The sequence below is a fragment of the Paenibacillus sp. FSL R5-0517 genome, assembly GCF_037974355.1.
In the GTDB taxonomy this organism is placed as follows: Bacteria; Bacillota; Bacilli; order Paenibacillales; family Paenibacillaceae; genus Paenibacillus.
In genome coordinates this window covers 2,591,848-2,617,498 of record NZ_CP150235.1, presented here as the reverse complement: position 1 = coordinate 2,617,498, position 25,651 = coordinate 2,591,848, and the positions used below count along the sequence as shown (strand labels likewise).

Annotated in this window: 23 protein-coding genes and 1 pseudogene; 2 read left to right on the top strand and 22 right to left on the bottom strand. The window is 46.3% G+C overall.

The features are described from left to right. Window positions 1–133: 133 nt before the first annotated feature. The 9 genes from MKX40_RS11875 to MKX40_RS11835 all read right to left on the bottom strand — a co-directional run bounded on the left by MKX40_RS11875 (window position 134) and on the right by MKX40_RS11835 (window position 8,127). Window positions 134–1,111, bottom strand: coding sequence for a hypothetical protein (locus tag MKX40_RS11875; RefSeq protein WP_339241747.1), 978 nt, complete (start codon window positions 1,109–1,111; stop codon window positions 134–136). A gap of 168 nt (window positions 1,112–1,279) precedes the next feature. Continuing rightward, window positions 1,280–1,825 carry a 2'-5' RNA ligase family protein gene (locus MKX40_RS11870; RefSeq protein ID WP_339241745.1) on the bottom strand — a complete coding sequence of 182 codons (546 nt, stop codon included), beginning with the start codon at window positions 1,823–1,825 and terminating at the stop codon, window positions 1,280–1,282. 202 nt (window positions 1,826–2,027) lie between these two features. Continuing rightward, complete coding sequence (locus MKX40_RS11865; protein WP_339241744.1) at window positions 2,028–2,585, bottom strand: shikimate kinase; 558 nt, start codon at window positions 2,583–2,585, stop codon at window positions 2,028–2,030. A gap of 299 nt (window positions 2,586–2,884) precedes the next feature. Further along, complete coding sequence (locus MKX40_RS11860) at window positions 2,885–3,982, bottom strand: Gfo/Idh/MocA family oxidoreductase (RefSeq protein WP_339241742.1); 1,098 nt, start codon at window positions 3,980–3,982, stop codon at window positions 2,885–2,887. Window positions 3,983–4,217: 235 nt separating this feature from the next. Continuing rightward, a complete protein-coding gene (locus MKX40_RS11855; RefSeq protein ID WP_339241740.1) occupies window positions 4,218–5,390 on the bottom strand; it encodes a Gfo/Idh/MocA family oxidoreductase in 1,173 nt (390 codons plus the stop codon). Further along, on the bottom strand, window positions 5,387–6,301 hold the full coding sequence (locus tag MKX40_RS11850) for a sugar phosphate isomerase/epimerase (RefSeq protein ID WP_339243028.1): 915 nt from the start codon (window positions 6,299–6,301) through the stop codon (window positions 5,387–5,389). The genes MKX40_RS11855 and MKX40_RS11850 overlap by 4 nt, the downstream gene beginning before the upstream one ends. Window positions 6,302–6,553: 252 nt before the next feature. Further along, window positions 6,554–7,054 carry a metallophosphoesterase gene (locus tag MKX40_RS11845; protein ID WP_339241738.1) on the bottom strand — a complete coding sequence of 167 codons (501 nt, stop codon included), beginning with the start codon at window positions 7,052–7,054 and terminating at the stop codon, window positions 6,554–6,556. 218 nt (window positions 7,055–7,272) lie between these two features. Then, on the bottom strand, window positions 7,273–7,707 hold the full coding sequence (locus tag MKX40_RS11840) for an Rrf2 family transcriptional regulator (protein WP_339241736.1): 435 nt from the start codon (window positions 7,705–7,707) through the stop codon (window positions 7,273–7,275). A 42-nt stretch (window positions 7,708–7,749) separates the two neighbouring features. Beyond that, a complete protein-coding gene (locus MKX40_RS11835; RefSeq protein WP_253434023.1) occupies window positions 7,750–8,127 on the bottom strand; it encodes a DivIVA domain-containing protein in 378 nt (125 codons plus the stop codon). A gap of 203 nt (window positions 8,128–8,330) precedes the next feature. On the opposite strand from MKX40_RS11835, the gene MKX40_RS11830 reads away from it, so the two are divergent. Continuing rightward, complete coding sequence (locus MKX40_RS11830) at window positions 8,331–8,897, top strand: TraR/DksA C4-type zinc finger protein (protein ID WP_339241734.1); 567 nt, start codon at window positions 8,331–8,333, stop codon at window positions 8,895–8,897. 212 nt (window positions 8,898–9,109) lie between these two features. Here MKX40_RS11830 and MKX40_RS11825 read toward each other — a convergent pair whose 3' ends face one another. The 6 genes and pseudogenes from MKX40_RS11825 to MKX40_RS11800 form a co-directional block, all read right to left on the bottom strand. Continuing rightward, the gene (locus MKX40_RS11825; protein WP_339241732.1) at window positions 9,110–9,802 is read right to left on the bottom strand and encodes a helix-turn-helix domain-containing protein; all 693 of its coding nucleotides are present in this window, start codon (window positions 9,800–9,802) and stop codon (window positions 9,110–9,112) included. A gap of 134 nt (window positions 9,803–9,936) precedes the next feature. Then, window positions 9,937–11,226 (bottom strand): MFS transporter, encoded by a 1,290-nt coding sequence (locus MKX40_RS11820; RefSeq protein WP_339241730.1) that lies wholly within the window; start codon window positions 11,224–11,226, stop codon window positions 9,937–9,939. 416 nt (window positions 11,227–11,642) lie between these two features. Further along, a pseudogene (locus tag MKX40_RS11815) lies at window positions 11,643–11,969 on the bottom strand (ribonuclease); the annotation flags it as partial. A 380-nt stretch (window positions 11,970–12,349) separates the two neighbouring features. Next, window positions 12,350–13,357 carry a Gfo/Idh/MocA family oxidoreductase gene (locus MKX40_RS11810; protein ID WP_339241728.1) on the bottom strand — a complete coding sequence of 336 codons (1,008 nt, stop codon included), beginning with the start codon at window positions 13,355–13,357 and terminating at the stop codon, window positions 12,350–12,352. Between the two features lie 2 nt (window positions 13,358–13,359). Further along, window positions 13,360–13,734, bottom strand: coding sequence for a helix-turn-helix transcriptional regulator (locus MKX40_RS11805; RefSeq protein ID WP_036609188.1), 375 nt, complete (start codon window positions 13,732–13,734; stop codon window positions 13,360–13,362). A 521-nt stretch (window positions 13,735–14,255) separates the two neighbouring features. Next, entirely contained in the window at window positions 14,256–15,404 is a 1,149-nt protein-coding gene (locus MKX40_RS11800) for an acyltransferase (protein WP_339241726.1), read from the bottom strand. Between the two features lie 67 nt (window positions 15,405–15,471). Here MKX40_RS11800 and MKX40_RS11795 point away from each other — a divergent pair, with 67 nt between their 5' ends. Continuing rightward, window positions 15,472–15,879: a DUF202 domain-containing protein gene (locus MKX40_RS11795; RefSeq protein ID WP_339241725.1), complete on the top strand. Its 408-nt coding sequence runs from the start codon at window positions 15,472–15,474 to the stop codon at window positions 15,877–15,879. Between the two features lie 173 nt (window positions 15,880–16,052). On the opposite strand, the gene MKX40_RS11790 is transcribed toward MKX40_RS11795, so the two are convergent. The 7 genes from MKX40_RS11790 to MKX40_RS11760 all read right to left on the bottom strand — a co-directional run bounded on the left by MKX40_RS11790 (window position 16,053) and on the right by MKX40_RS11760 (window position 25,527). Next, window positions 16,053–16,655 carry a general stress protein gene (locus tag MKX40_RS11790; RefSeq protein WP_339241724.1) on the bottom strand — a complete coding sequence of 201 codons (603 nt, stop codon included), beginning with the start codon at window positions 16,653–16,655 and terminating at the stop codon, window positions 16,053–16,055. A 1,062-nt stretch (window positions 16,656–17,717) separates the two neighbouring features. After that, a complete protein-coding gene (hrpB, locus tag MKX40_RS11785; RefSeq protein WP_339241722.1) occupies window positions 17,718–20,237 on the bottom strand; it encodes an ATP-dependent helicase HrpB in 2,520 nt (839 codons plus the stop codon). A gap of 153 nt (window positions 20,238–20,390) precedes the next feature. Continuing rightward, window positions 20,391–21,197 (bottom strand): SDR family NAD(P)-dependent oxidoreductase, encoded by an 807-nt coding sequence (locus tag MKX40_RS11780; protein ID WP_339241720.1) that lies wholly within the window; start codon window positions 21,195–21,197, stop codon window positions 20,391–20,393. A 186-nt stretch (window positions 21,198–21,383) separates the two neighbouring features. After that, on the bottom strand, window positions 21,384–22,226 hold the full coding sequence (locus MKX40_RS11775; RefSeq protein ID WP_339241719.1) for a protein phosphatase 2C domain-containing protein: 843 nt from the start codon (window positions 22,224–22,226) through the stop codon (window positions 21,384–21,386). 10 nt (window positions 22,227–22,236) lie between these two features. Continuing rightward, window positions 22,237–22,989 carry a vWA domain-containing protein gene (locus tag MKX40_RS11770; protein ID WP_076330724.1) on the bottom strand — a complete coding sequence of 251 codons (753 nt, stop codon included), beginning with the start codon at window positions 22,987–22,989 and terminating at the stop codon, window positions 22,237–22,239. A gap of 28 nt (window positions 22,990–23,017) precedes the next feature. After that, window positions 23,018–25,093: a hypothetical protein gene (locus MKX40_RS11765; RefSeq protein WP_339241718.1), complete on the bottom strand. Its 2,076-nt coding sequence runs from the start codon at window positions 25,091–25,093 to the stop codon at window positions 23,018–23,020. Between the two features lie 158 nt (window positions 25,094–25,251). Then, window positions 25,252–25,527, bottom strand: coding sequence for a WXG100 family type VII secretion target (locus MKX40_RS11760; protein ID WP_017689071.1), 276 nt, complete (start codon window positions 25,525–25,527; stop codon window positions 25,252–25,254). Between the last annotated feature and the right edge of the window lie 124 nt (window positions 25,528–25,651).

Sequence of the window (25,651 nt, the reverse complement as noted above, 5' to 3'; positions counted from 1 at the left end):
TCATCTAACGTTCCCGTATTCACGACTCGACGTATGTCGAGTATCCGGCGAATGCCGGATCAAGGACGAATGTCCGCAGCGTGAATATTATGTTATGTGAAGCTACTTCCTCTTTCGAAATACTTAGGATAAGTTAGACTTCTTTATTTGTAAAAATTTTAATTGGTACGTCATTTTGAAGAAGCTCTAACAAAAGAGAAAAAATCATTTCTTTAGTAAGATGTGTTGGTTCATTATTTAATATATCTTGAAAATAAGTAGTCGGATCATACATAAATTCATAATGATGTTTTATATGAAATATAGGGCTTAATAACATTCCATGGGTCGATAAAAGCACATCCGACTCTAATTGGAGTGTTTCTATAATATCTTCATCTCCTACTTCATTGATTTCTGTTAACTGCATCAACATTGCATCGTTTAAAGACTCTAGAATAAAGTAGTAGAACACTTTATCGCTTTTAGAATCAAAAGAAAATATCAATTTTTCATTGAAAAACAATTCGTATCCGACCATGAACCCATGATTATCATGTTTCGAAATATAATACTTTGGCTCTGTCTTCTTGTATTTCCTGATAGCCTTAAATCCTTTAGGAAAAGTAATTATGTTACTTTCAAACATAGTATAAAAATCAGAATCTCTAAAATCATCGACAAGATCAATTCTTCCATTTTTTGAAACTAAATAATTCGCGTCATAAAGATACCAATATCCGCTTAATTTTATTGCAAAGAATAAAGGCAATCCAAAAGAGTTTGCGAAATCAATACGCTTTTTAAGATTTCCCATACTATTCTTAAATACTGGATCATCTGTACTTTTTATTTCCATAAAAAATCTGTAACCGTTATTCAATTCAATAAGTGCATCTGGCGAATATGACTTTGTCAAAACAGAGGTACTTTCATCAAATGCTAAAATATGATTACACACTCCCAGCATGTGCAGTATAAGATATAATTCGATTTCTACTTCTTTTCCTTTTAATCGTTTAGTCAGATCAATTTCAGATAGTTCTAGCTTCTCAATTAAATATTCTTGATCCTTTAAATTCAGAAAGTTCTTTATTGATAGAAATGCTTTGATTTTTTCGATGTTTGTCATGAGTTTACCTTTTTAAAAATTTATTTTAGTAGTTTCACATAACGTTCCTGTATTCACGACCCAGCGCATGCTGGGTGTCCGGCGAATGTCGGACCAAGGACGTATATCCGCAGCGTGAATATTATGTTAGATGATGTCATTGCCTTCTTCGATCATCTTACATAGATCTTATACAAGAGCCTTACTCATCACTGTTTCAATCATTCTTTTATTGTTTTTATCTATGATTTTAATAAGCGCTATTTCATGCACTTCAGTTTTTATATGTTCTAATCTTTCTGTACTGAACTGCAAAGCTTCTACTAGTTTTTGATTGTTTAATCTATTTGCAATTGTACAATGCGGTATCCATTTTTCGGGGTGGTAAATCAAATTGGAAAAATCATGATATTTCTTAAAATGGTTATGATAATCTGAATGAAAGTCTATAAGTTTCTTTGTTGGATTCGGAGATAAAAACAATGCTCCGCTATTCATAAAAGTTCCTAACATGTTATAGCTAAGATATATTTTTGGTATTGACTTATAATAACAATCAAATATCTCTTTATACTCCGATTCATTTAGGTCTGAATAATCGGCTAGTGTTAAATGTGGTTTTCTATTCTCGATCTCGTAAGCGTAGCTCGATATACCATGATCCCTTAATCCTTTCCAAAGTGTTGTAATGACTCTTTCTGTTTCTGAGTCAAAGTGAAGGACTACTCCATACAAATTTGAACCCCTACCTTCTAGGAAATGTATTCAACAGTTTTAAATAATAGATTTATATCTTCTTCAATGGTTTCATCTAACATTCCCGTATTCACGACCCGACGCATGTCGGGTGGCCGGCGAATGCCGGGCAAGGGCGTATGCCCGCAGCGTGAATATTATGTTATAAGATGTTGGCGCCTTCTTGAATTACTCACACGTACTATAAATTAAATTCATCTTTAATTAATCTTGCGACTTCTTCTGCACTTAAATTTGTATTATTGATTCTCAAATAGTTCTCTCTAGTAATTTCTCCCTCTTTAGAATTGAGTCGATGTTCTTCCATCGTTTTGATTAAGTCCATTTCAGAATATTCAATATTTCTTTTTGTTGGTTTTTGATCAAGTCTAAACGCCGTTTTATTTCGTTTTAATCGTTCTTCTATATCTGACTCTAATTCAACAAAATAAATTTCTGCCCCTTTCGATTCAAACAAGTTACATGTTTGCTTGACGAATTCCCAGTCCTTCTGAAGATCAAACCCCCAAAGGTAAGTAAAAATAAGTCCATACTGGTTGCTGCTTGCGAACGATTCAAAAAGCTCTCTTCTTACGATACTTGATAACCTCCAAGTTTCACTACCAAAACCAAAAAAGGGATGAAATAGCTCTATCGACATGTGATTGTGAAACAATTTCAATTCCGTTATTTTCGTTAATTCATGACCAACCGTCATCTTTCCAACGGCCTGTGGGCCAAATATCAATATGAACTTCATAGGTATCACCCCGGTTCTTAATATCTTGCGCCAATTTCATATCTACGTACTTCGTAAATACCTCTCTTTTTAACGAATATCCGAACTACATATAATATAACCCATAATAATCCATCTGCGAAGTCACCAACGTACTCAAAAAAGCAGCCCGAGTAAACTGTCCCACATGTTAGCCATAACTAACATTTTGGATGCAGATTAACATTTGGGCTGCTCTTTCCTCACTCAACAATAGAAGAATCACCGATAGTCTTCAGTGATCTGAGTTTGCTCCTTTTGCTCCCCTTCACCTAAAAACTTTACTTCGTTCCGCTACTCCACACCACGCGCTCGCTCATGGCTTTATGTTGTGCAATCAGGCAGAGTTCTGCCGCTTTGAAGGCATGTTCCTGTGTCATGGCTGTCTCGGTGCGATCCAGACAATCGCGAATGAGTTGGCCGAAGAACGGGTAACCGACCTTTCCTTTTACATTGTAGCGGTACTCTCCTTCATGATTGACCAAGTACACTTGATCCCCCTGAGATTCCCTTGCGATGTCGATATACTTCCGCAGCTCGATATAACCGTCCGTTCCCAGAATAACGGTACGTCCATCGCCCCATGTGCCCAGACCATCCGGTGTGAACCAGTCCACTCGGAAGTAACCGGAAGCACCGTTATCCCCGATCAGCGAAGCTTCGCCGAAGTCTTCCAATTCCGGGAACTGTGGGTGATTGAAGTTATGCACCCGGCTGAACCCTACCTCAGCGTCCGTACATGATGCAAACGTCAGAAATTGTTCGATCTGGTGACTTCCGATATCGCAGAGAATGCCGCCGTACTGCTCATGCTTGAAAAACCAGTCGGGTCTTCCTCCTGCATTCAGTCGATGCGGGCCTGTACCCATAACTTGCACGACTTTGCCGATTGCCCCTTGTTCAATGAGTTGTCCGGCATAGATCGCACTTTCTACATGCAGTCGTTCACTGTAATACACCATGTACTTTTTGCCTGTTCGCTTCACTTCTTCTCGTGCAAGCTTTAATTGCTCCAGCGTGGTGAATGGGGCTTTGTCTGTAAAATAGTCCTTGCCTGCGGCCAGCACTCTCATGCCAAGCGGCGCACGATCTGAAGTGATCGCTGCGCTTGCCACCAATAACACCTCATTATCTGCAAGCACTTCCTCTTCAGATCCAGCGGCTTGAGCCTGTGGGAACTGCTTTTGAAATGCCTCTACCTTCATCGGGTCCGGATCATATACCCACTTGAGGGTAGCCCCTGCCTCCAACAATCCCCCAACCATGCCGTAGATGTGTCCATGATCCAGCGCAACAGCAGCAATCGTGAACTCACCCGGACCACATACGACCTCTTTGGTAACACTTTTCGGTGCATAGAACATTCCGTCTTTAGCCATGTCATCCCATCCTTATTATAAAATGTTGTTTAAAATGAACTCGCCTATATAAGCCGAACTAAAGATTATCTACACTGATACTACAACGACAGAATTACCTTCAAATCGCTGTTATCCCCAGATTTTTCGATTCCCTTTTCCAGAGGGGAAAATCCCGGGATAAGCGTATGCTTCCGATGTAGCTTTTTTTCAGAAAGCTTTTAGGCGAACGCTTCGCTTTTTCAGGTTTTCATCTTCATTTAAATGTCTGACTCAGATCAGCAGGTTGACTGCCGCTTATTGCTTTGTCTTTCTTCGTCGTTGAACTAGCAATGCGCTCCTGCAGATGCTCGTAGAACAGATCCTCATCGATCGGCAGATCCACCCAGTTATCCGTCCAGGTAGACAACAACATCGCATTCGATAATGTTAATCCGTGAATCCCATCCTCACCGGGAGCAATAAGGGGTGCACCTGTGCGAATCGCATCCACCCAGTTACGAATCAGACCCGGGTGCCCCGTTTCCACACCTGTAATTGGAATCTCGCATTTCCAGCATTCCGGCTGTCCAAAACCTCCGGTAAACCGCTGATTGAATTCAGGCTCAGATTCGCGAAGTCGCCAGAACGTCAGCTTTCCATCTTCGATGACGATTTTACCCCGGTCTCCGTTAACCTCAAATCGGTTCGTACCTGGTGCTTCGCCAGTAGTCGTTACGAAGACACCCGTTGCGCCATTTTCATACTCTACATAAGCTGTTACATCATCTTCCACTTCAATATTCCGATACTTGCCAAACGAACAGAACGCACGCATTCTTACCGGCATCATGCCGATGGTCCACTGCCACAGATCCAGTTGGTGCGGGTCCTGATTAATCAGTACACCTCCACCTTCGCCTGCCCAAGTTGCCCGCCAACCGCCGGAATCATAGTAACTTTGGGATCGGTACCAGTTCGTAATAATCCAGTTGGTACGCCGTACCTCACCCAGCTCCCCCGAAGCGATTAAATCTCTTAGTTTAATGTAGAGTGGGTTGGTCCGCTGGTTGTACATCATGGAAAAGACTTTACCGCTGGCTGCGGCCGCTTCATTCATCTTGCGTACCTGTTTCGTATACACACCGGCTGGCTTCTCGATCATGACATGCAAGCCATGCTGGAAAGCCTGAATCGCCTGTTCCGGGTGGTCATAGTGAGGCGTTGCAATAATGACCGCATCAATCGTACCCGAAGTCATCATCTGCTCTGCATCCTGCCAATAGGTGACCGTAGCCGGAAGATGACTCGAAACCCAGCTCTCCATTTCTCTTCTTACATCACATACAGCGACCAATTCTGCACCCGGTACTTCTCCGGCAACCAATGTTCTGGCATGAGCTGCCCCCATGTTGCCTATACCAATCACCGCTACTCGTACGATACTCATGACTGCTCCTCCTCGTCCACACGACGCTCAATTTCGGCGAAAACGTCTGCAAAATGCTGTAACATCGCCTTTGATTTCAAGGCCCCACTAAAGTCTTCAATTCCGTAATATCCGTCATACCCGACGGCACGAAGATCCTGCACCATCTGTACCCAATCGACCATGCCTTCAGTCAGGGGAGTCCATTGACATTTCCATGCTGTATTCAGAGTCAATCCGCTATTCTTCTCAGTTACATTATCCTTTTGCGTATCCTTAACTTCGGGTTCAAACCACCCGGCATTCTTCACATGCACATGAGCGAGATACGGACCTAGCAACTCAAGCCCCATCCGATGATTCTCATAGCCTTCATGCACCATGTTGCCTGGATCGTACAGCACACCCACATGCTGTGGGTCGAGCGACTCAACAAGACGATAGGCAAGCGATGCCGTCGGTGCAATCGTCTGATGATGTGTCTCTACAATTGCCTTGATGTTGTACTGTTTGGCCAAATCCTGTACTTCACTCAGGTAATCAACGGCTTTGCGATACAACTCAGAATAATGGGTCTTGCGATCATATCCAGGAACACCCACACGCATCATGGATGCTCCCAACCCAGCCGCAGCCTGAAACGCCTGCTCGGTGGCAGAAATATCTCCGCAGTTCAGATACGGTACGAGTGCAATAGATTTCCTGCCTTGCCCTACCGCCGCTTCACGAAAAACAGGAACCTGTTCCTGCCAACGGCTTGGATCTACCGAGCATCGATTATTTCTCCAATAAGACGGCTCTTCGGACATGGCATCCTCAGGAATTCCGCGGAAACGCCACTCTATTCCATCAATCCCCGCTACTGCCGCAGCAGATGCCAGTTCTTCTGCATTCAGATCAGGGGTAGCCACAGTGAATACAGACAGTTTCATCATGCTCCATCTCCTTATGTAAACGTATTCATTTTATGTCGTAAAGGCATTGTATCACTCCACTGAACGTCACCATAGGGGAAAACGGCAACAGATGAATGACAGATAACGAACAGAGCACATTCCCCATTCAGAGATAACTTCCAAGAGAATGATGTGATCGCATATCAAAAAGACATCCCTGAAACAGAATTCAATTCTGTTCAAAGATGCCTTGTACCATAACTATATATAGGATGAAATCATCTCTCTCTAATCCCGATCAAAAAAAACGTGCTCAGCCTGAATTTTACCCTGCTCTATTGTCATGATACCAAATGAGTATTGCTTCTGGAAACGTTTATCCGTAGGCGACCCCGGATTAAATACCAGCGTGTTGTCCACGGTATGCATCACCGGGATGTGCGAGTGTCCGTAGATCACAGCATCCACATGCTGACCTGCAAAGGTATGAATTGCATTCTGCTCCGTACCTTTTGATCCCAGATGCCCATGCACAAGACCCAGACGAAGACCTTCCACTTCAACAATACGGGAATACCCCAGTTTTTCAGCAATTTCAGACGGGTCCGTATTGCCAGCTACCCCTTCAACAGGCGCATACTCGCTAAGCAATGGGTATACGCTCCAATCCGACCAGTCACCCGCATGAAGAATGAGATCGGCACTCGCAAGTACATCAACGAGCCTGGCAGGTAACTTCTGTGATTTACGTGAACAATGCGTATCAGAAATGACAACAATTTTTTTCATATCACAACCCACCCTTCCTTTAAGAGGTTGTTCAAAAAGTCCGCTTTTGATTACGTAGGATGCCTAATGACATCGTAGCATCGAATATGGAATTCAGCCGAAATGTCCGTTCCTCACGTAGTTTCCTACGCTCCGCTACTCCATTTCTAGCTTCATCCCATCTTCACGGTACTGAAAACCGCCCTTTTCGAACATGTACTTTAAGTCCTGATTACAATCTACTCTGTCTGCGATGACACAGCTTGCATCTGGGAACTGGAACGTTCCATATCTTCAAGTGTAATCGATGCAAAGAATTGCTCCACCTTCTCCTCGGCAACCTGATACAGATTGGTCAGCAAGCTGTCTATATGCAAGCCCACTTCACAATCCGGGTTACAGTTGCCGTGAATCGGAAATAATGGACCTTCGTCCTTGGCAGCCTGATAGATCATGGCTAACGTAATTTCACTTGCCGGCTTGGCCAGATAGAAACCTCTTGTTCCAGGAGAAGAGTTCACTAATCCCGCCTTTTTCAGCCCGCCCAGAATACGTCTGACGACGACCGGGTTGGTATTCACGCTACCTGCAATGTGTGCAGACGTGATTCGTTCAGGCGCGCTGAGTGACAATAACAACAAACAATGCACACTGACCGAAAAATGAGTACTCATGATTAACCACCTTTATTTAATATAATCCAGGACATGCTGACGTTATTCAGAGAACAGATCCTTCTCGGGACGTGCTCTGATCTTGAGCTGCCGCACACTGTATTCCAGTTGTTTCACAATATCATCCAGCTGTTTGCGATCAATCTTGGTTGGATCTTCCACCGGCTTCGCGGATGATTTGAGATCTCGAATCGTTAACTGCTGTTCTTGCCATTTGTCCATCAGATCTGCAATATTGGCATAAAAACGTTCGTAATCTTTGATGACCAAGTCGAGATAAGCATCTACCTCATCCGGATCATAACCACGAAGTTTATAATTAAATTGTTTTTCATGAATAGATAACGCATCAAGCTGTACTCCCAATTGTTTGAACAATTGTTTCTGTTTATCCAATCTTCGTTTCATATGTTCATCCATATTGACAACCTCCATTATAAGCCAAGCCGTGGTTCCTTTATCCAGTGAAGAACATGCGGCATTTTCTCTCTCTATTTTTTATAACACATTATTCGTCAGATATAAAACGCTACGGCCCTATTCCTCACGAAAATGATTGCTTTTCATGCAATTTGGGTAAAGACTCACTACACCCCACAACGGGAAAAGGAGCGTGTTTTTTTATGAGTACATTAACCCAAGATCAACGTCAAGAATTGAAAAAAGCCCTTTTAGAGCAACGCGAAAACTTGCAGCGCCATTTTGAATCCAGCATGGAAGACGGTGCTCCGGCCCAGTCACTGAAAGATTCAACTGGTGAGCTGTCCTCCTATGATAATCACCCGGCAGATGCCGGTACGGAAACATTTGAACGCAGCCGTGATCTGGCGATCGACGATACATTAACAGACGAATTCAATCAAGTGAACGATGCATTGGAACGTATGGAACAAGGTACATACGGAACCTGTGTAACGTGTGGAGAAGATATTCCCTTTGAACGACTTGAAGCTATCCCATATACCGCTTACTGTATTGATGACACGCCTAACCGGGAGATCAGCAACGATCGGCCCGTTGAAGAAGAAGTCATGACCATGCCTCCGAGTGGTGCTGGCGAAGGAAGACAGCAGAACGCCGGCAAGTTCGACAATGCAGATGCTTGGGAAGCGGTCGAAGAATACGGTACTTCCAATTCACCCGCAACCGCTGCCAAACGTGATGTAAAAGACTATGATGAGAACATGTAACATGATAGCGAACTGAAACGGTTATGCGTCTTCATGAAATTAATGTTGTAATGAATTCAATACAATACACAACATACGACCGTTTCTCCCTCGTATCATGCGATAAAAAGCCGCCTATGGCGGCTTTTTCTTGTTATCTCCAACATGTCTGACACATAAGCCTTACTTGTCTTCAAGGTATAACTAACACTGAACTCATGCATACCGTCTGTTTATTCTTCTGACTCACGATCAGATGATGCAGATTTCTGCCCCTTAGCAACAGAGCGAGACGTTTTCGAAGTTGATTTGCCCTTACCCGACGCAGATTTCTTATTCTGTTTCGTATCTGTCTTGGAAGCAGGTGTCTGCATTATAGGTTTAGAGAGGGCAGAAAATAATTGAAAGACCTCTTGCTCCCCTTGTTGATTCTCTTTCGTTGTATAGGGTTCACAGAGTTTTATGATGTTTTTATATAACTCCTCTACTTCCTCACGAGTTGCATACAGCGTCATGTCCGAGAGAAACATCCGATCTTCGTTTTCCGCCTGATGCATAAATCGCTGACGACTCTGTTCGAACATCTCATTTAATAATTTGAGTGTTTCAGACCGAAACACCTGTTTCAGTGGTGAGCTCTGATTGTCTTCATCTTCATGACGAAGATGGATTTCTCCAGAGAATGGTTCGTAGTATTTTGCGATAATGCCATTAATCTCACGCGTAGAAACGATCGTCAGCAGACCAATTTTCTCCAGCTTTTTTACATGATAATGAACTTTGGCTGGCACCTCACCCATCTGGTCGGCGATTTCTTTGACAGTGGATGGTCTGCCCTGCCTGTTAAACATATTCATAATCTGTATCCGATACGGATCGGAGTAGATCTTAATTTCTTCAATGGTTGAAAGAACCTTGTGCTCCATTCCTGTATCCTCATTTCCGGGGTACCTATTGTCCATCGATATCTCTATTATACCGCTGCGTCAGGACTTCGGTCAAAGCAAGCCGGCGATGACATGTTATCACATAATCAGATCAGGTTCTTTCTAAATATCCTTCACATCGCACTCCGAAAGCTTTTGCTAAATAACAGCATACCTGCGGACATGGCAAGCATAAACCCAAAGACGATAAACAGAACAGGCATGCTCATCCAATCTGCAAGTGCTCCCGAAACCAGACTCCCAAGTGGTGCGACACTCACGACGAGCATACTCTGAAGAGCATACACTCTGCCTAGCATCTCGGAAGGAGTAACTTCCATTAGATAGGTACCTAGAGGGGTCGTAGCCAGTGGAATCCCCATCCCCATCAGAAGACAAAAGGCAGCCGCAACGGGCAATTGGAAGGACGTCATATAGGCGGGTAGTGCCGTCATGGCATAACTGAGACCCAGCATGACAATACCGCTGATCACAAGCACACTTTTACGATAATGTGCCCCTTTTTGGGTCAACCACACACCACTTAACAGCATGCCTCCCACCATCAGCCCACTAAGCAGACTTAATCCCCAAGCGCCAGCGTGCAACGTTTCAATTACATAGGGTGTACGGAGAACATTGAATGGCATCAGACAGAAATTAACGAATGCAAACAGGAAGGAAACGATTAACAATAAGGTATGTTTACGGAGAAAATGAAAAGCTTCCGCCATTTCGGAGAATATACTACGTTTATTGGATGGAACAGAATCCTTTTCAGATAATAATTTATCTTCATTGTTAGCGGATGATGAACCTTGAGGATAGCCCACTCGGCTCATTATTAACGCACTTAGCGCAAACAACCCCGCATCAATCAGGATCGTCCAAGCAATACCTATTGTGGCAATTAACGCACCAGCCAATGCAAGTCCTGCAAGTTCAGCCACTCTGGTTGCGGAAGAGGACATGGCATTACCCGAGAGCAACATCGATTTGGGAAGCAATCTGGGGACACTGGACACTTCTGCAGGAACAGTGAAGCATTCCAGCAAAGAATTAAGAATGGTTATTACAAACAGATGCCAGACTTCAAGTTGGCCCAATCCAAACAACAGCGCTGTAATCCCTACGAACAACCCGCGACCGCTATTCGTAATCACGATTACTCTTTTGAGAGACATGCGATCTACCAAAGCCCCGGCGAACAGACCCAGAAAGATACTCGGCAAAAAATTCACCGCCAGCAATGTCCCCATCAGCACTTTTGAACCGGTCAGAATATACACCATCCAGCTGTATGCAATCGAATCAATGGAATCACCAAATCTTGATACTACTTTACTAAGCATAAACTGCATATACGGTCTGATTCGTATTAGCTCACCCATACCTTGTTTGCCAACTGCTGTGTTATCGTTCATGAATTCCACTCCCCAACGTTAAAATATTTTTCATGTTAATTTTATTTTAACGTAAGTTATGCAGAAATCAATACCTCCGTGAAAATAATTTTAACGTTAGGTGAGCAAAGTAAAATCTCACTCTGCTTTCAGATCAATCGTAATCAACACAAGGGCTTTTTGAACAACCTTTTTGAACAATCTGCTACAACACAAAAAAACAGACCACATGTGGTCTGCCTGCTGGAATGAATGTATCTGAAACTCCTTTATTTGCTGCTACTTCTCAACACGCAATATAAATCCAGACTGTTCCGCCTGTACCTCCATCATCAGATCACGCACCTGTCCTGCTTCATACTCCATGCGTTCCTCGCTGATTCGGTAGTTGGTCCATCCTCAATTCAGAATCACGGTGTTCACGACTGCTCCTTCCTCTATTTCATGCTTGTGAATGATGCATAGTGATCTGTCGTTTTGTAGATGAGTCCATCATTAGAGTACACAATCCGATCGGAATTACGGAAGCCGGATGTATAGTTAATATCCGCTTCGCGCCATGTACGTCCGCTGGCCGAAGGCAGTAGCCCCTCCCGATTGCCGAATACGTCTCCGCCGATGCTTTTCCCAGGAGCCACTACAGCCAAGTTCCCTTGTGACGCTACCCAGCCGAGTCCTGTGGCCTGTGATTTGGTAATAAAGTTACATGGCAACGTTCCGTTTGCACTCAAATAGTTGGCCACACCGGTAAACGTATTGATGATGGTACATGTTGCAGCAGATGCTTTCTGCTGTGGGGCTGGGGTGAACTGTGAACCTGTGAAGAAAACAAATGTTAACAAGAATGCCAGTAAAGCGGTCGATAACAACTTTTTCATTAATCCGGCCTCCCAAGCCTTCAAAGTAGATGAACATTGTCTCGATATGCGTACTTCAAACGGTAACTGTCTAGTTGCACGTTCTGCTAGATTATAGTTAACAAGTCATCTCATGACTATTTATATCACACAAATTTGGTAGAAATATCAAATTCGAACGTTTGAATTGTAAAATATTATAATTATAACATTTTGTGACATAAAAAAGACTCTCATCCCTGAAGATGGAGTCCCTGCACGTTCTGATATATTTAAAAGGACCTGACCTAATCGATCAGTTGAACACGTTGACGAGTCCGAGCCGATTCCAGGCACGCATCAATTACCCTCATGTTTTGAATGGTATTTTCCGGACTGAAAGGTAGGGCCGCTCCTTCAAGCACAGCCGTTGCAAACGTCTCCACCTGAAGCACATAGGAATTCGACACCGATACACGCTCCTCACGGCTGACTGAATCGGTGTGCACAATAATCTGAGGTGGAATATCACTGTTCTCCCAGCCAAACACTTTGGGAAGTTCAATCCGTCCCTCCGTACCGAGAATCTCCATCTCCGCTCGTCCTGAAGCCCACATGCCACAGTCAAAAGTCAAAGCGACCGAATTCGGAAATTCTACCAGTCCCGACGCCATCATATCGACGCCATCATGTTCGTCCGAGAATAGAGCGTGCACCGTCACCGCTTCGGGTTCCTGTCCCAGATACATCCGGGCTGCAGAGATCGGATATACGCCTAGATCGAATAAGGATCCTCCGCCCATCTCTCTTTTGAACCTTACATTTTCCTTGTCATCAGCGGTATTACAGGTAAAGTTGCCATGGATGGCTCTGACGATACCAATCTCTCCACTGGCTATAATCTCTTGCACACGTCTGTGCTTGGGATGATATCGATACATAATCGCTTCTGCAAAAAGAACGCCATGCTGCTCACACGCCTCAATCATTTCTGCCGATTCATCAGCATTCAGGGCAGCTGGTTTCTCACACAACACGTGTTTGCCAGCCTGTGCCGCTTTGATGGTCCATTCTTTGTGCATATGGTTAGGCAAAGGAATATAGACGGCTTCGATATCGGGATCTGCGATGAGCTCTTCATAACTGCCATACGATCTGGCAATGTTAAGTTCTTCGGCAAGGGACTCCGCCTTTTCTTTGCTGCGGCTGGCAATCGCTAACACCTCACCGCGTTCGGACTGCTGGATCGCCGGAATGACTGCATTTTTGGCAATGGTTGACGTACCGAGTACCCCCCACTGTAACTGTCTGTTCATGCTCATCTTCCTTTCGTACCGTAATTGTCCTCTTCTGCCTTGTGTAACATGCCGAGACAACGATCCAGATCCGTTTTGACCTGTTTCTTGTATAACTCAGCTTTCTCCGCACCATCATCCGTGAAATGATATAGAACGATTTCCTGAAAATCGACCTTCGGATCATTGCCCTTCAGCTTCTTCGTGCGATAAAATACCCCCTGCTGTACCAGTTCATGCAGTGCCCGATATACCTCGCTCTGGGGTGGAACATAACCGTAGTCTTTGAACTCCTGCTTCATCGCCTCCAGCATCTCATAACCATATCCCCTGTGCTGTTCAACCATCGTAATTAAATACAGCTTGATAAATGCCCGCTGTGCAATCATAAAGGCCACGTTCATTTCCCTCCTATCAGAACCTATATATCTAGTATTATAAAACTTATGTTCGGGTTCTGCCATCTTTCTCCGCTTGGTCTCCCCTTTACCCATCTTCATAGAGGACGAGCAAGAAATCGTGAGAATACGGAATGACTTGTGGGAGCACGGAAAAAGGTTTTCTATTGTGAATTTTTCAGGTATTGAAATTTTAATCTATACTCAAAAGTTTGTTTTATTTTAGGAACTTAGCGATTCGTTCAATCGAATTTTAATCATATAAGACTGAGCAAAGGCTGTTACATACATTGTTACTCCTGAATCCTTTATCCTGCATACGTGAATCCTGAGTGGCCTGTATTACTGAGTTTCTCTGTTGTCTTTATTATTGAATCCTGTGTAGCCTGCATTGATGGGTTCTCTGTTGCCTATATTACTGAGTTCTGTATTTCTGTACTGGCATATACCCTGTACAATCCTGTACTGCTGCAAATCTGTTGAGTGCGAATCTGTTGAGAATTTTTCATATAATGATAGATTCATTTATTGTGGACAGATTTTGGCACGGTTCCCACAATCCATTTCCCCCAGCTTACGCGAGAGATGAGCCATGTCAGTACACAGGATAATGCAAGAGCGAGCAACCAAGTAATGATCATGCGAACGACAGGGTTCCAGCCCATGGCAACATAGAACAATTCATCTGGAATATAGCTATACCGCAGCATCAACATATGCATCAGATAACCGCCATACGATACACCACCAATCCACCCTAGCAATCGTGTAGCCCTAAGGTTGTGCAGTTTCCCGGCTAGCTGGTACATGACCATAATGGACGCAATCAGAAAGAGTGCCATATCAGGGCGGATCAGGCTGACCGTGTAAAACGTAATTTTGATGCCCTCCGGCTTTTGAAACTCCAGCATTAATAAATAAGTAAACCGAAGACCCAGAACAATAAACACAGTCCAGTATATCCAGCGCAATCGATAAATCCATTCATTCCAGTGCTGAACGGATAACCCCGCTGCTGCACCGAGCACAAAATAAATAAAGAAATAGAGGAAATTGCGATCTGCATACGTTGTAAAAGCATCTGTCAGTACCGGGATATTCAGTCGTTCCATGAACTTGGCGATGTTTCTTAATTGATCCGCAAGCACAAGATACACCACACCCGAAATCAATAATGCGATCATGCGTCCCTTGGCCTCATATCGGTTATATACATAACGAATTGCACGCAAGAAGAGCGGAAATAACAGATAAAACTGGATCAGCATAATGATGTACCAGAAGTGTGAAGTCGTTTTGCCCGTAATCAGCTTCAATCCTAGATCGGGGATATCATTCCATCCGAAACCGGTCCAGCTTCGTGGTGCAAGTGTAAAGTAAATGAGTGACCAGATCAGGTAAGGCACGATAACATCATTTACTCTTTTTCTCATAAACTTGCCATAATGCAGCTTGTCTCCCGTGTTATAAAAAAGCACCATACCTGTTATGAATATGAATAAAGGAACTGCAAATTTGGAGAGCATCAGCAGTATGGCCAGCAACACGCCATCCTCCAGTCTCGTTTCCGGGACCAAAGAGTAATGTGCAATGGAGTGTTGGAGAACCACCGCTCCAAAGGCGATTCCCCGCAAGCTCTCTATTTCTGTAATTCGTTCTTTGCGAGGCATACATTCAGCCGTCCTTTCTTGCTTGGTTTTACAATAAAAACAAAGTACAATGAAGCCGTATATCTTAATGAGCGGGGTGATTCACATTTCTAGAACAGACACAGACACAGACATAACCACCATCGATTCCAAATATGTCCAACAGCACCTGGCTAACGAGCGAACTTTTCTGGCCTGGGTACGCACGGGTATTGCCATGGCAGGTATCGGCTTTCTTGCAGCTGGATTCGGCTTCAACTCCTCGGCGTATGATCGACTAGCACATATTGCCGCGATTATTACAGGTATCACATCTCTGATTGGCGGTATATCCATCATTCTCTATTCGGCAACAGCCTACCATCGGAAGCGAACTCAAATTAATGAGCAGACGTTTGAGGCATCGACCGGTTTAATTCGGTTTCTCACATTGATGCTACTGGTCATAGGACTCGCTTTGGCTGTACTGTTATATGTATTGTTATTCCCTGCTTGAATGGGTAAAAACACCAACCGCCATTATTGACTCAAACATGCAACACAGGGACAAAAGCCGGCTTCCCTTAAGGAAACCGGCTAATGACCATCTTGTGGATCATCTATTTCATTCCATTTTGCAGGTATTAACTCATTAGGTTCGATCTCTTATCAACCAGCTCAGCAGGAAGATTACAAGAATGTATTGTTACCCAATCGAGCGGCCTTGCTCTGGGCATCCAATCTGCGTTCTTCCATATCCAGATCTGGACGTTCAGCAGGTACTTCTGTACCATGAACTTGAGCTCTGTCCCGATTAAGTTGGCTGTTGCTGCTAAACACATCGTACACATCGGTGTCCCGATCCGTGGAGTCTACGAGAAGCAGAATTTTGCCGTTCTGTACATACTCCTCATACTGTTTAGCGTCCTCTTCCGGGATACCAAGACCTACCAGGCCACCAACCAGTCCTCCAGCTCCTGCACCCACAGCTGCACCGGTAAATGCTGCTGCGATAGGGCCTGCGGCCAGAATGGGTCCTATGCCGGGTATAGCCAGTGCACCGATACCTGCGAGCAGACCGGCTACGCCACCAAGTACACCACCTGTTGCTGCACCCGCAGCCACGCCTTCAGGGGCTTTTGTACCTGTCTCTTCCCGAATCGCCTTCAGTTCATCCCGATCCTGGGTAACAACGGAGATTTCGTCTGAAGTAAATCCTTGTGCTTTCAGACCCTCGATAGCCTGCGATGCTTCACGTTCTGTATTAAACACACCTACGATTTTCTTTTGCATAATGAATCCCTCCTCATCTGATTGAGTGGTTCGCTATGTTATTACCCGCCTTATTTTCTTTCAAACGCTTGCAAGGCAATATAGTATGTGTTAATAGCAATGAACGGCTCGTTATTCAACCAACTATAGAGTGTCAACGATAGCGAGTTTCAGATTCCTTAAAATGTTGCGGGCATTTCAAATCACTGAATAAGACGTCACAGGTTCGTTAGCGCTCAGCTCCATGTTCTGGTGATACATTGCAGAATATGACCGGGGCCAAATCATATTGAAGTAGAGGCTGTGTAACTCTGGTGAATCTAAAGACAATTTTTCTGGAGATTTTCTAAGAAGATCTCCAAAGGGATGTTCCAAGAGATGTTCTACGGAAATTTTCTAAGGAACTGAGGGCGTCTTATTTGGCCTTTTGGTCCACATTCTATTTTGTAACGAACTTGAGACACGTTATTTATCAAAATCACCTGGAAAAGACGCTCTAAATGGCTTGTTGTTCAACTATAACGTGTTTCAGATTCCTTAGAATGTTGCGGGCGCTTCAAATCACTGAATAAGACGTCACAGGTTCGTTAGCCTCCGATTCATGGTCGATCGATCATAGGTTGAAGGATGGCGGTTCCAAAACATCTATCCATCCAGTGCCCCTCCGACTTTCCCTAGGATTGAAGACACGCTCTGGGACGTGCCCTTAACCTCTAAAAAAGCAGATTTTGCCCGAATATCGTTCTATGCCGGAAGTTTGCCACAAGCGAACCGAGGGCACGCGAAGCGAGTGTGACGCAACATGGGCTTAAAAGGCAAAGTAACGCAGCATGTAGCAAAAAGGAAAAGCGACGTAATATAGGACAAAAGGCAAAGTGACGTAGCATTGGGCACAAAGACAGTACAATATGCACTCAGCGAGTTTGGAGACACATCCTGATTAGAAGGTGATTACTTAGCTAAGGTAGAGTATGATTCGATGAGTTACAATACGGATTGTTGTGGTTCATCCGAATCTAAGCCTGATGTAATGCACCCTTCGGGGAACCCGGTGTTGATATCTAAAAAAACGAAATCATTCATCTATTTCCCCCGTGGTTTGGCCCGATTAGTGGCCACGGCTTCAAGTGGATTATCCGGCCAATAATGCTTCGGATAACGTCCTTTCAGATCTTTTTTGACGTCAAAGTAGGTCTCACGCCAGAAATTGGCCAAATCTCGTGTGACCTGTACAGGTCGCTGAGCCGGCGATAACAAATGAATGGTCACTGGGACTCGCCCACCAGCTATACGCGGTGTCTCCTGTTGTCCAAACATCTCCTGTAATCTCACCGCCAGAGCAGGAGCCTCGGGACGGCTGTAGTCCACGGGAATACGCGATCCACTGGGCACCTGTATATGCGTCGGAGCTTCATCGTCCAGTTGTTGTCGTTGCCCCCAGCTCAGACCACCAAGCAATACATCTTGCATCGACAATCTCTTGAGGTCGGCTGCCGATCGCATGCCTGTCAGATAAGGTGTAAGATGCTCAGCCAGCTCTTCGGTCAGATCATCTTCGATCAGGTCGGGCCACTGAGGTAGATGGAGATGCAGGAACCGCAGCCTGTCCGCAAGTTGTCTGGACGTTTTAGTCCATGGCAGACAATCCAGCCCTTCCATCCGTATTCCGGCCAACAATGCTTCCAGCACCTGATCTTCAGGTGGCTGTGCAATACTGCTCTCTTTCATTACAAGGGCTCCAATACGAAGTCTCTTATGGGCTCGCACGCTGCGGGTATTGGAATCCCAGGCCACTTGCACTTCATCGTGCAGCAGGTGCTGAGCTGCCTGTAACAATTTCTGCTCCTGCAACGGCGCAGCCAGCAGGATGCGCGCATCTGCGCCCTGGTCGTCTGCCTCGGCTGCGACCAGATACGCTGAACGGCTCAGCGATTCTGTCGCTGCGAGCCGTACGCCGCGGCCGCTGCTCAGCAGATATCGGCCGTCTTCCCGGCGTTGCCCGATCCGGTCCGGATAGGCGAAGGACAGCAGCAATCCGCAGCTGTCTTCATCCGGCCGTACCGGATCGGCCGCCGGGCCGAGCGCCGAGCGCAGCTGGCGGCTCTCCTGGAGCATGCGCCGCACGGCCGCGCCGTCTAGGGCAGCCGCTGCCGCTTGCGGCTTGCCGCTGCTGTCCGCAGTCAGCAGCGCCTCTACGCGCGGGCGCAGGTCCGTGCCCGCGCCTGCACTGCCACTGCTGCGGAGGCCGGCAGGCTCCTGCAGCAGTGCCGCCAGCATGCTGGCGTAGCTGGCCAGCCCAAGCTCCGCCGCGCGGAGCAACATGCTGGCCAGTCGCGGATGCACGCCAAGCGTGTTCATCCGCCGCCCGAAGGGCGTGATGCGGCCTGCGTCATCTAGGCCGCCCAGCTGGCGCAGCAGCGCCTGTGCCTGGCCGTAGGCGGCATCAGGCGGGGTGTCCAGCCATTGCAGCTCTGCTGGGGACTGGACACCCCAGACGGCAAGCTCCAGCGCCAGCGGCGCAAGATCCGCGGAGGTGATCTCCGGGCGAGCTGCCTCAGGCAGCCCCCCATGTACCTCTTCGCTCCATAGCCGGTAACACACCCCCGGGGCAATTCGCCCCGCACGACCCCGCCGTTGATCGGCTGACGCCTTGGACACCGGCAGGGTGACAAGCCGGCTCATACCCGTGCGCGGCGAGAATGCCGATGCTCTGCTCAGCCCTGCATCCACCACAATCTTCACTCCAGCGAGGGTGAGGCTGGATTCCGCAATGGAGGTGGACAGTACAACTTTGCGCGTGCCCTCAGCCGCAGGACGTATGGCCTCATCCTGTTGTTCCACGGGCATACTGCCGTAAAGAGAATAGACGTTCACATGTGCAGGCAGAGAAGCATTCGATAGCTCCCGTTCTGTACGATGTATCTCTTTTGCGCCAGGAAGGAAAACAAGCACATCCCCCTCCTGTTCGGCTAATGCCCTCTTGACCGTCTGAGCTGTGAACTGTTCCAGTGGCATAGATACCGGTCTTGGCACATATCGTGTATCCACCGGAAACGTACGTCCCGGACAATGAATCGATCTTGTACCTTCGCCCAGTAATGCACAGACAGGATTTGGATCTAAAGTAGCCGACATGACCAGCAATTTCAGATCCGGACGTAACATCGCTCGGGATTCTAGTGCCAGAGCCAAACCCAAATCTCCATGTAAGTGACGCTCATGGAATTCATCGAATATAATCATTGCCGTATCCTCAAGACCCTGGTCCTGCTGCAACATTCGGGTCAATACCCCTTCCGTCACAACTTCGATACGTGTCCCTTGGCTCACCCGGGTATCCATGCGCACACGATATCCTACAGTCTGCCCCGCTTTTTCCCCAAGCGTAGCTGCCAGTCTTGATGCAGCCGAACGCGCGGCGAGTCTTCGGGGTTCCAGCATGATGATTTTCCGTCCCGCGACCCATGGCTCCTCCAGCAAAGCCAGCGGTACAACAGTTGTTTTTCCCGCTCCGGGCTCTGCAATTAACACCCCTGTATCTTGATCCCGAAATAATTGTCTTAACTCCGGAATAACCTCTTGTATCGGTAACTCTATATGCATATAATCGCTCCTAATGAATGTACCCTACTGCTTTTCAGTATCTCTATTCGAATGTTAGCATTATAACAAAAAAAGCCGTTCCAGAGGAACGACTATCGCAGACACACCCTAAGACACGCCTTAGTATAAATGAAAATTCTCCCGTATGCTCACTTAGCTGAGCAATGACTCTGCACCATCAATGACGATCTCTGCTCCGGTAATATGTCTGGATTCGGACGATGCAAGGAAACTTACCAGATCGGCAACATGTTCCGGCTGACCCGGTCCGTCCGCAAGCGGCTGCTGTCCCTCCGGGAACTCCATCGGGATAATGATCTGTTGCAGATCATCCGTTTTGACCGTACTTTGATCAATATTCGTCGCAATCGCTCCTGGGCAGATCACGTTCACACGTATCTTGAACTTCGCCAGCTCAAGCGCAGCCATCTTTGCAAAAGCAACCTGTCCTGCCTTGGATGTGCTGTACGCCGACATGCCAAAGCTTGAGAAGCGTTGATTGCCGTTAATCGAACTTGTAATGATAATGCTGCCGCCACCCCGTTTCTTCACGTGAGGCAAAGCATATTTTACGGTGAAAAATGTGCCGTTCAAGTTGGTTGTGATAATTTGCTGCCAATCTTCAACCGAAATTTCCTCAATAGGTGCTGATACACCATTAATGCCCGCATTGGCAAAAACAATATCCAAACCGCCGAATAACTCAACGGTTTCCAGCACAGCCTTTTCCACACGTGCCGGGTCGGAGATGTCAACATCAAATGCTCTTGCCGCACCCGGGTGCTGCGCATTAATCTCTGCTTCCGTTTCCGAGATCCGATCATTCACCAGATCAAACAATGCAACATGTGCACCCTCTTTTGCCAGCTTGACCGCAGTCGCCTTCCCAATACCTGAGCCTGCTCCGGTAATAATCGCAACCTTGCCTTGAAACCGTGACTTGCCGTTATGTTGTGTCATTATCCATTCCACTCCTTCATTTTAGCAATTATGTAAGAATGTACATTGAAGCTATCATTAGCCAATTCTTCACAAGATTACCCAAAAAGAGTGTCTTTTAAATCAACACCAACAAGTTTTTTCACGTTTGGACTTCAACAAAGTCACAGCATCATTCGGATCAATGCACAATTTGATATCCGGCGCTCACCATTCCAGCTCAATGAAAGCGGCATCATCTTCAAGACCGCCAGTATGTGTAGCATCCAGCAGTACCTGAATGTGTTCATCGGGGACATAGGCCTGAATCGCATCCAAGTCGTTTAATCCATCCGTATATAACTGAAGACGCAGTGAATCGTTGGCGGACCCTTTGGTCTCGTAGATGTGCGGCTTACCACCAACAGGGCCTTCAAGTGTAGACCAACGCTCATTGGTCCTGCAGTGAGTCTGAAATAATTCAGAATCTTCCTGGCCATTCCGCCACAGGCGAATACGGGAATCTCCTTGCCAAGCAAGCCACACCCGACTTTTGCGACCGCCTCCCGTAAGCTCAATCCGTCCACACACATACATGGCCTGGCTGCCTCGACTTCGCTTTTCCATCAACACTTCACGCAGCAACAAAGGAGAGCTTTCCAGCGGCTGTAATTTCTCCAGCTGCTCAGATGCAGGAAGGGTCAGATCCCGAAGCAGTCGCTCAACGCCCTCTTCTGTCGGGTGTTGCGTCGTTTCCAACCAATCCAGTAAAGCATTCCCCAGAAAACGCGCTGCAAAGTCTCCCAGATAACTCATGCCTACCCCATCACACAGCACGAAATTACAGATATTTCCTTTCATACGCACCGCAGCAAAGTCCTGTCCGGTATCTCCCTGATGTACCGTCTCAGCCGCCCTTCCATAACCATATCTGCACTTAAATGTGCCCTGATAGCGGGTTAGTGGCTGTTCTCCCGTCTGTACACTCACATAGCGAAAGTTGCCATGCCGCTGCTCGGCATGGCCCCCCTTATCTCCAGCAGACAATGTTGCCAAACGCATTGCTCTCATGATTCCCCTCCTATCTCACAGGCGTAGCAGCGGACATCTGGAATCCAATCGATACCAATTCTGCACATGTACCTGGCAGCATCATGAGTGCACCGGGTGCAAGCAAATAATCAGCTTCAACAAGCATTTCCCGATAACTTTCGGGCAGAACGGAAGACATATTCCGCAGCTTCTCTCCATGCTCATCCTGTAGATTTGTTTCGGAAGAGATTCCCTTCCATCTTCTAGGTTCAGCAATCGGCCCTTCCAGCAGATGATCGGATATAAAAATATTCTCCACCAGCACATTGCCATCTGGTACACTCATGCCCATGATTCTTTTCGCAATAGGCTCGGGATCTTCACCTGTGGCTACCCCGTCGGTCATATGGCACACAAGTGGAGCAGGACAATCCTGCATATTCGGAATTTCGGCCTGGAGAATCTTTTCCGCCTGCAGAAAAGCCTTTGCCGAGTCCGAGAACCGTTTCGGGGTCAGGTCAGGCAAAGATCCAACTGCAGCGATCTCGTCGATTCCTTTGATGCCGTTCAACAGGTCATATACATCATCGCTGTAAGCCAATATGGCTATGCGATAGCGAGGTGTCAGACGATTTCCCTTGGTGGACCGAAATACCATTTGGCGTATCGCGAGAGATAAGGCATCATAGACGACGTCAATCCGCCGACGATTTTCCAGAACCATGTTCATGGAGGCGCTAATATCAATTAAATAGATAATGAGTGCAGGTGTACGCTGTGATGCTTGAATTGTGTAGTTCATCTAGGATGAGTCACCTCCGTCAATTACTTTATAAGTTAGGCAACGTATAACTGGTGTTGCTCAGGAATTTGTTAATGGCACTCATTCGAGCGGCCACTTTGCCAACTCCTTTGAAATAAGCCGCATCGGTATTGTATAGATTTTTAAAATCACGGGCATACGCTTCCGCATTTTCAATTTTTCTGCCTTTTTGTGCGTTATACGTTTTATTGTAATGAGCAATCAACGTGACCACATTCTCGGCACGCTTTTTCTTGAGTGCGGCTTTCTGAGCAATCTCCTGTTGACGTTTAGCTTCAGCTGCCGCTTTACGCTCCGCTTCCTGTCTTGCAAGCTTGGCATCATTCTCTTTTTTCCAGACGAGATAAGCTTCATATTTTGCCTGTTTATCGTACTTCTCCTGCTGTGCTCTCTTGGCAGCTTCTTTCTTCTGCTGTTCCTGCTTCACCAGATAGGCCTCATATTTCGCCTGTTTGTCGTACTTGGCCTGTAATGCCTTGCGTTCTTCTTCTTTTTTCTTCGCTTCTGCTTCCTTCTGTTTGGCTTCAGCAAGCTTTTTCTTTTCCTCAGCATCCAGTTTTGCAGCTTCTGCGGCCTTTTGCTTCTCTTGCTCTTCCTGCTGCTTGATCGCAGCTGCCTTTGCAGCTTCAGCCTCTTCCGCAGCCTTGACCTCTGCCAGTCGTGTAGCTTCCTGCTGTTCTTTCTGCTTCACTTCTGCCTGATCGGCCAGTATTTTGACCGTTGGAACACCACCTGCCAGCAATACAATAAGCACAGCGGAAGAAATCATGAACTTCTTGGATCGGTAGAATGGCACAGGTACAGGCTTATCTGTATCTTCTTTTGGATTAAGCTTGGCGTCCAGTTCCTTGATTGCAGCCTCCACTTCCATCTGCATCGCGCTGTTATGAGGAATGAAATGATACAGCGAACGATACACTTCCAGCGCAGCAGCTGGTTTATCTTCATCCTCCAAGGATCTTGCCTGTAAGAACAGACGGTTCACAATCGCTTCCTGATCGGGAGAGTGCGGCGTTTGGGGAATGTCCCCCTCTTGCGTATTCACAGATTCACTTACCGGTTCTGAGCTCTCCTTCAGATTCCCATCCGCTTCGGACGGATTGCCAGCTTCTTCTTCCGACGATGCAGCAGCCGCCGCATTAGCCTGATCCACGTCTACCGCAGCCAATGCAACATACCACTCACCAAACGTTGGACAACTGCTCAGATCGTGACTTTCCCAAGCTCGAATAAACAGATCGGACAGTTTGGAACCCCAACGCTTCTCAAGGGACTCCCGCATCGCATAATACCGTTCACTCACCGTCTGCATTTCATGCTGGTCAAAATAACTTTCGCCCCACGCTTTCTCTACAATCACAGGGTCCGACCAGCTTAACATTTCAGCAATGATAACAGCTCCGGCAAATCGGTCAGCATATGAACTCCACAAACCGCTGTGCACTGTGCGATGGGCTGCATAACCGGGTGACCCGGCAAGCAGGGCATCCGGACGATCCATCTTGGAACCGTACATCTGCTCGACATCCACAAGTTCTACCGCAGACGTCTTCCCCAGGTTCTCCACTTCGGAAAAAAACGGAATCATTACATTGGGAGCGGACATATCGCAATGAGCTAGTCCACGTTGTTCCATGGCCGAACCCGTCCCAGCAAGCGCTCTGGCCAGCTTCAGGCTCTCCTCAGCCGTCAACTGTCTCTGATCACTGATCACATCGAACCAGGTCTGACCTTGCACCCATGGCATCAACACCGCATATAACAGATCGGGATGTTTTCCAATGAGCGCTCCGTTTCTTTCCGGAGTGAGCACATCACGCTTGCATACTTGCAAACCTGGCAGTTCACTATAAGACTCCATATGCTCAGACTGATATACCATAGCTGGAATACGGAATTTAGGAAAAAATACTTTTAGTGCTTTGGCCCCATGAAGGGAACCGTTTCGGGGTAACAACTGATAAACAATCCCCTGCCTTCCAGCTTGGGCATAAGCTAGACCCGGCGCAGCCGGATGTTGCCCAATCGTATAGGCAATGTCGTTAATCACCACTTCATCCCCGGGATTCGGTTGAAAAGACATGCTTATCCCTCTCTCTGTCCTAGTGTCATAGTTGCAGCAAAAACCGGGTGTTGTGACAACGCCCGGTTTTTGCTGTAGTTGTACATCTTCAGCTTGCTACCCGCCAATGATTCAGGGCGAATTCAGACTTCAACTCGGCCTGATCTATGTAAAGCAGATTAACGAGCTTGGTCAGCTGTACGGAATTTGTTAGCAATAGCTGTAAGTTCAGCGCTGATGCTGTTCAGCGTTTGAACGAATGATTGCATTTGTTTGCTAGCTTCTTGGAACTCCTGGAAGAAGCGTTGCTTTGTCATACCTTCCCATTGTCCTTCCATGCTTGTGATGGATTGAGTCAATGTGGATACGATTTGCTGACTTTGCTCACCGCTTTGTTTAAATTGGTTGGAAACCTGATCAAGCTGCTCTGGGGTAACTAAAATACGTCCTGCCATTGGTAAATTCCTCCTTGGTTTGTGCAATTAAATTTTGACTTGTTCAAATTGTACTATACCAGGATCGATCGAACAAAAGTCGAAGGACCTAATCCTATTTACCCCATTTTCAGTCCTTGAAACT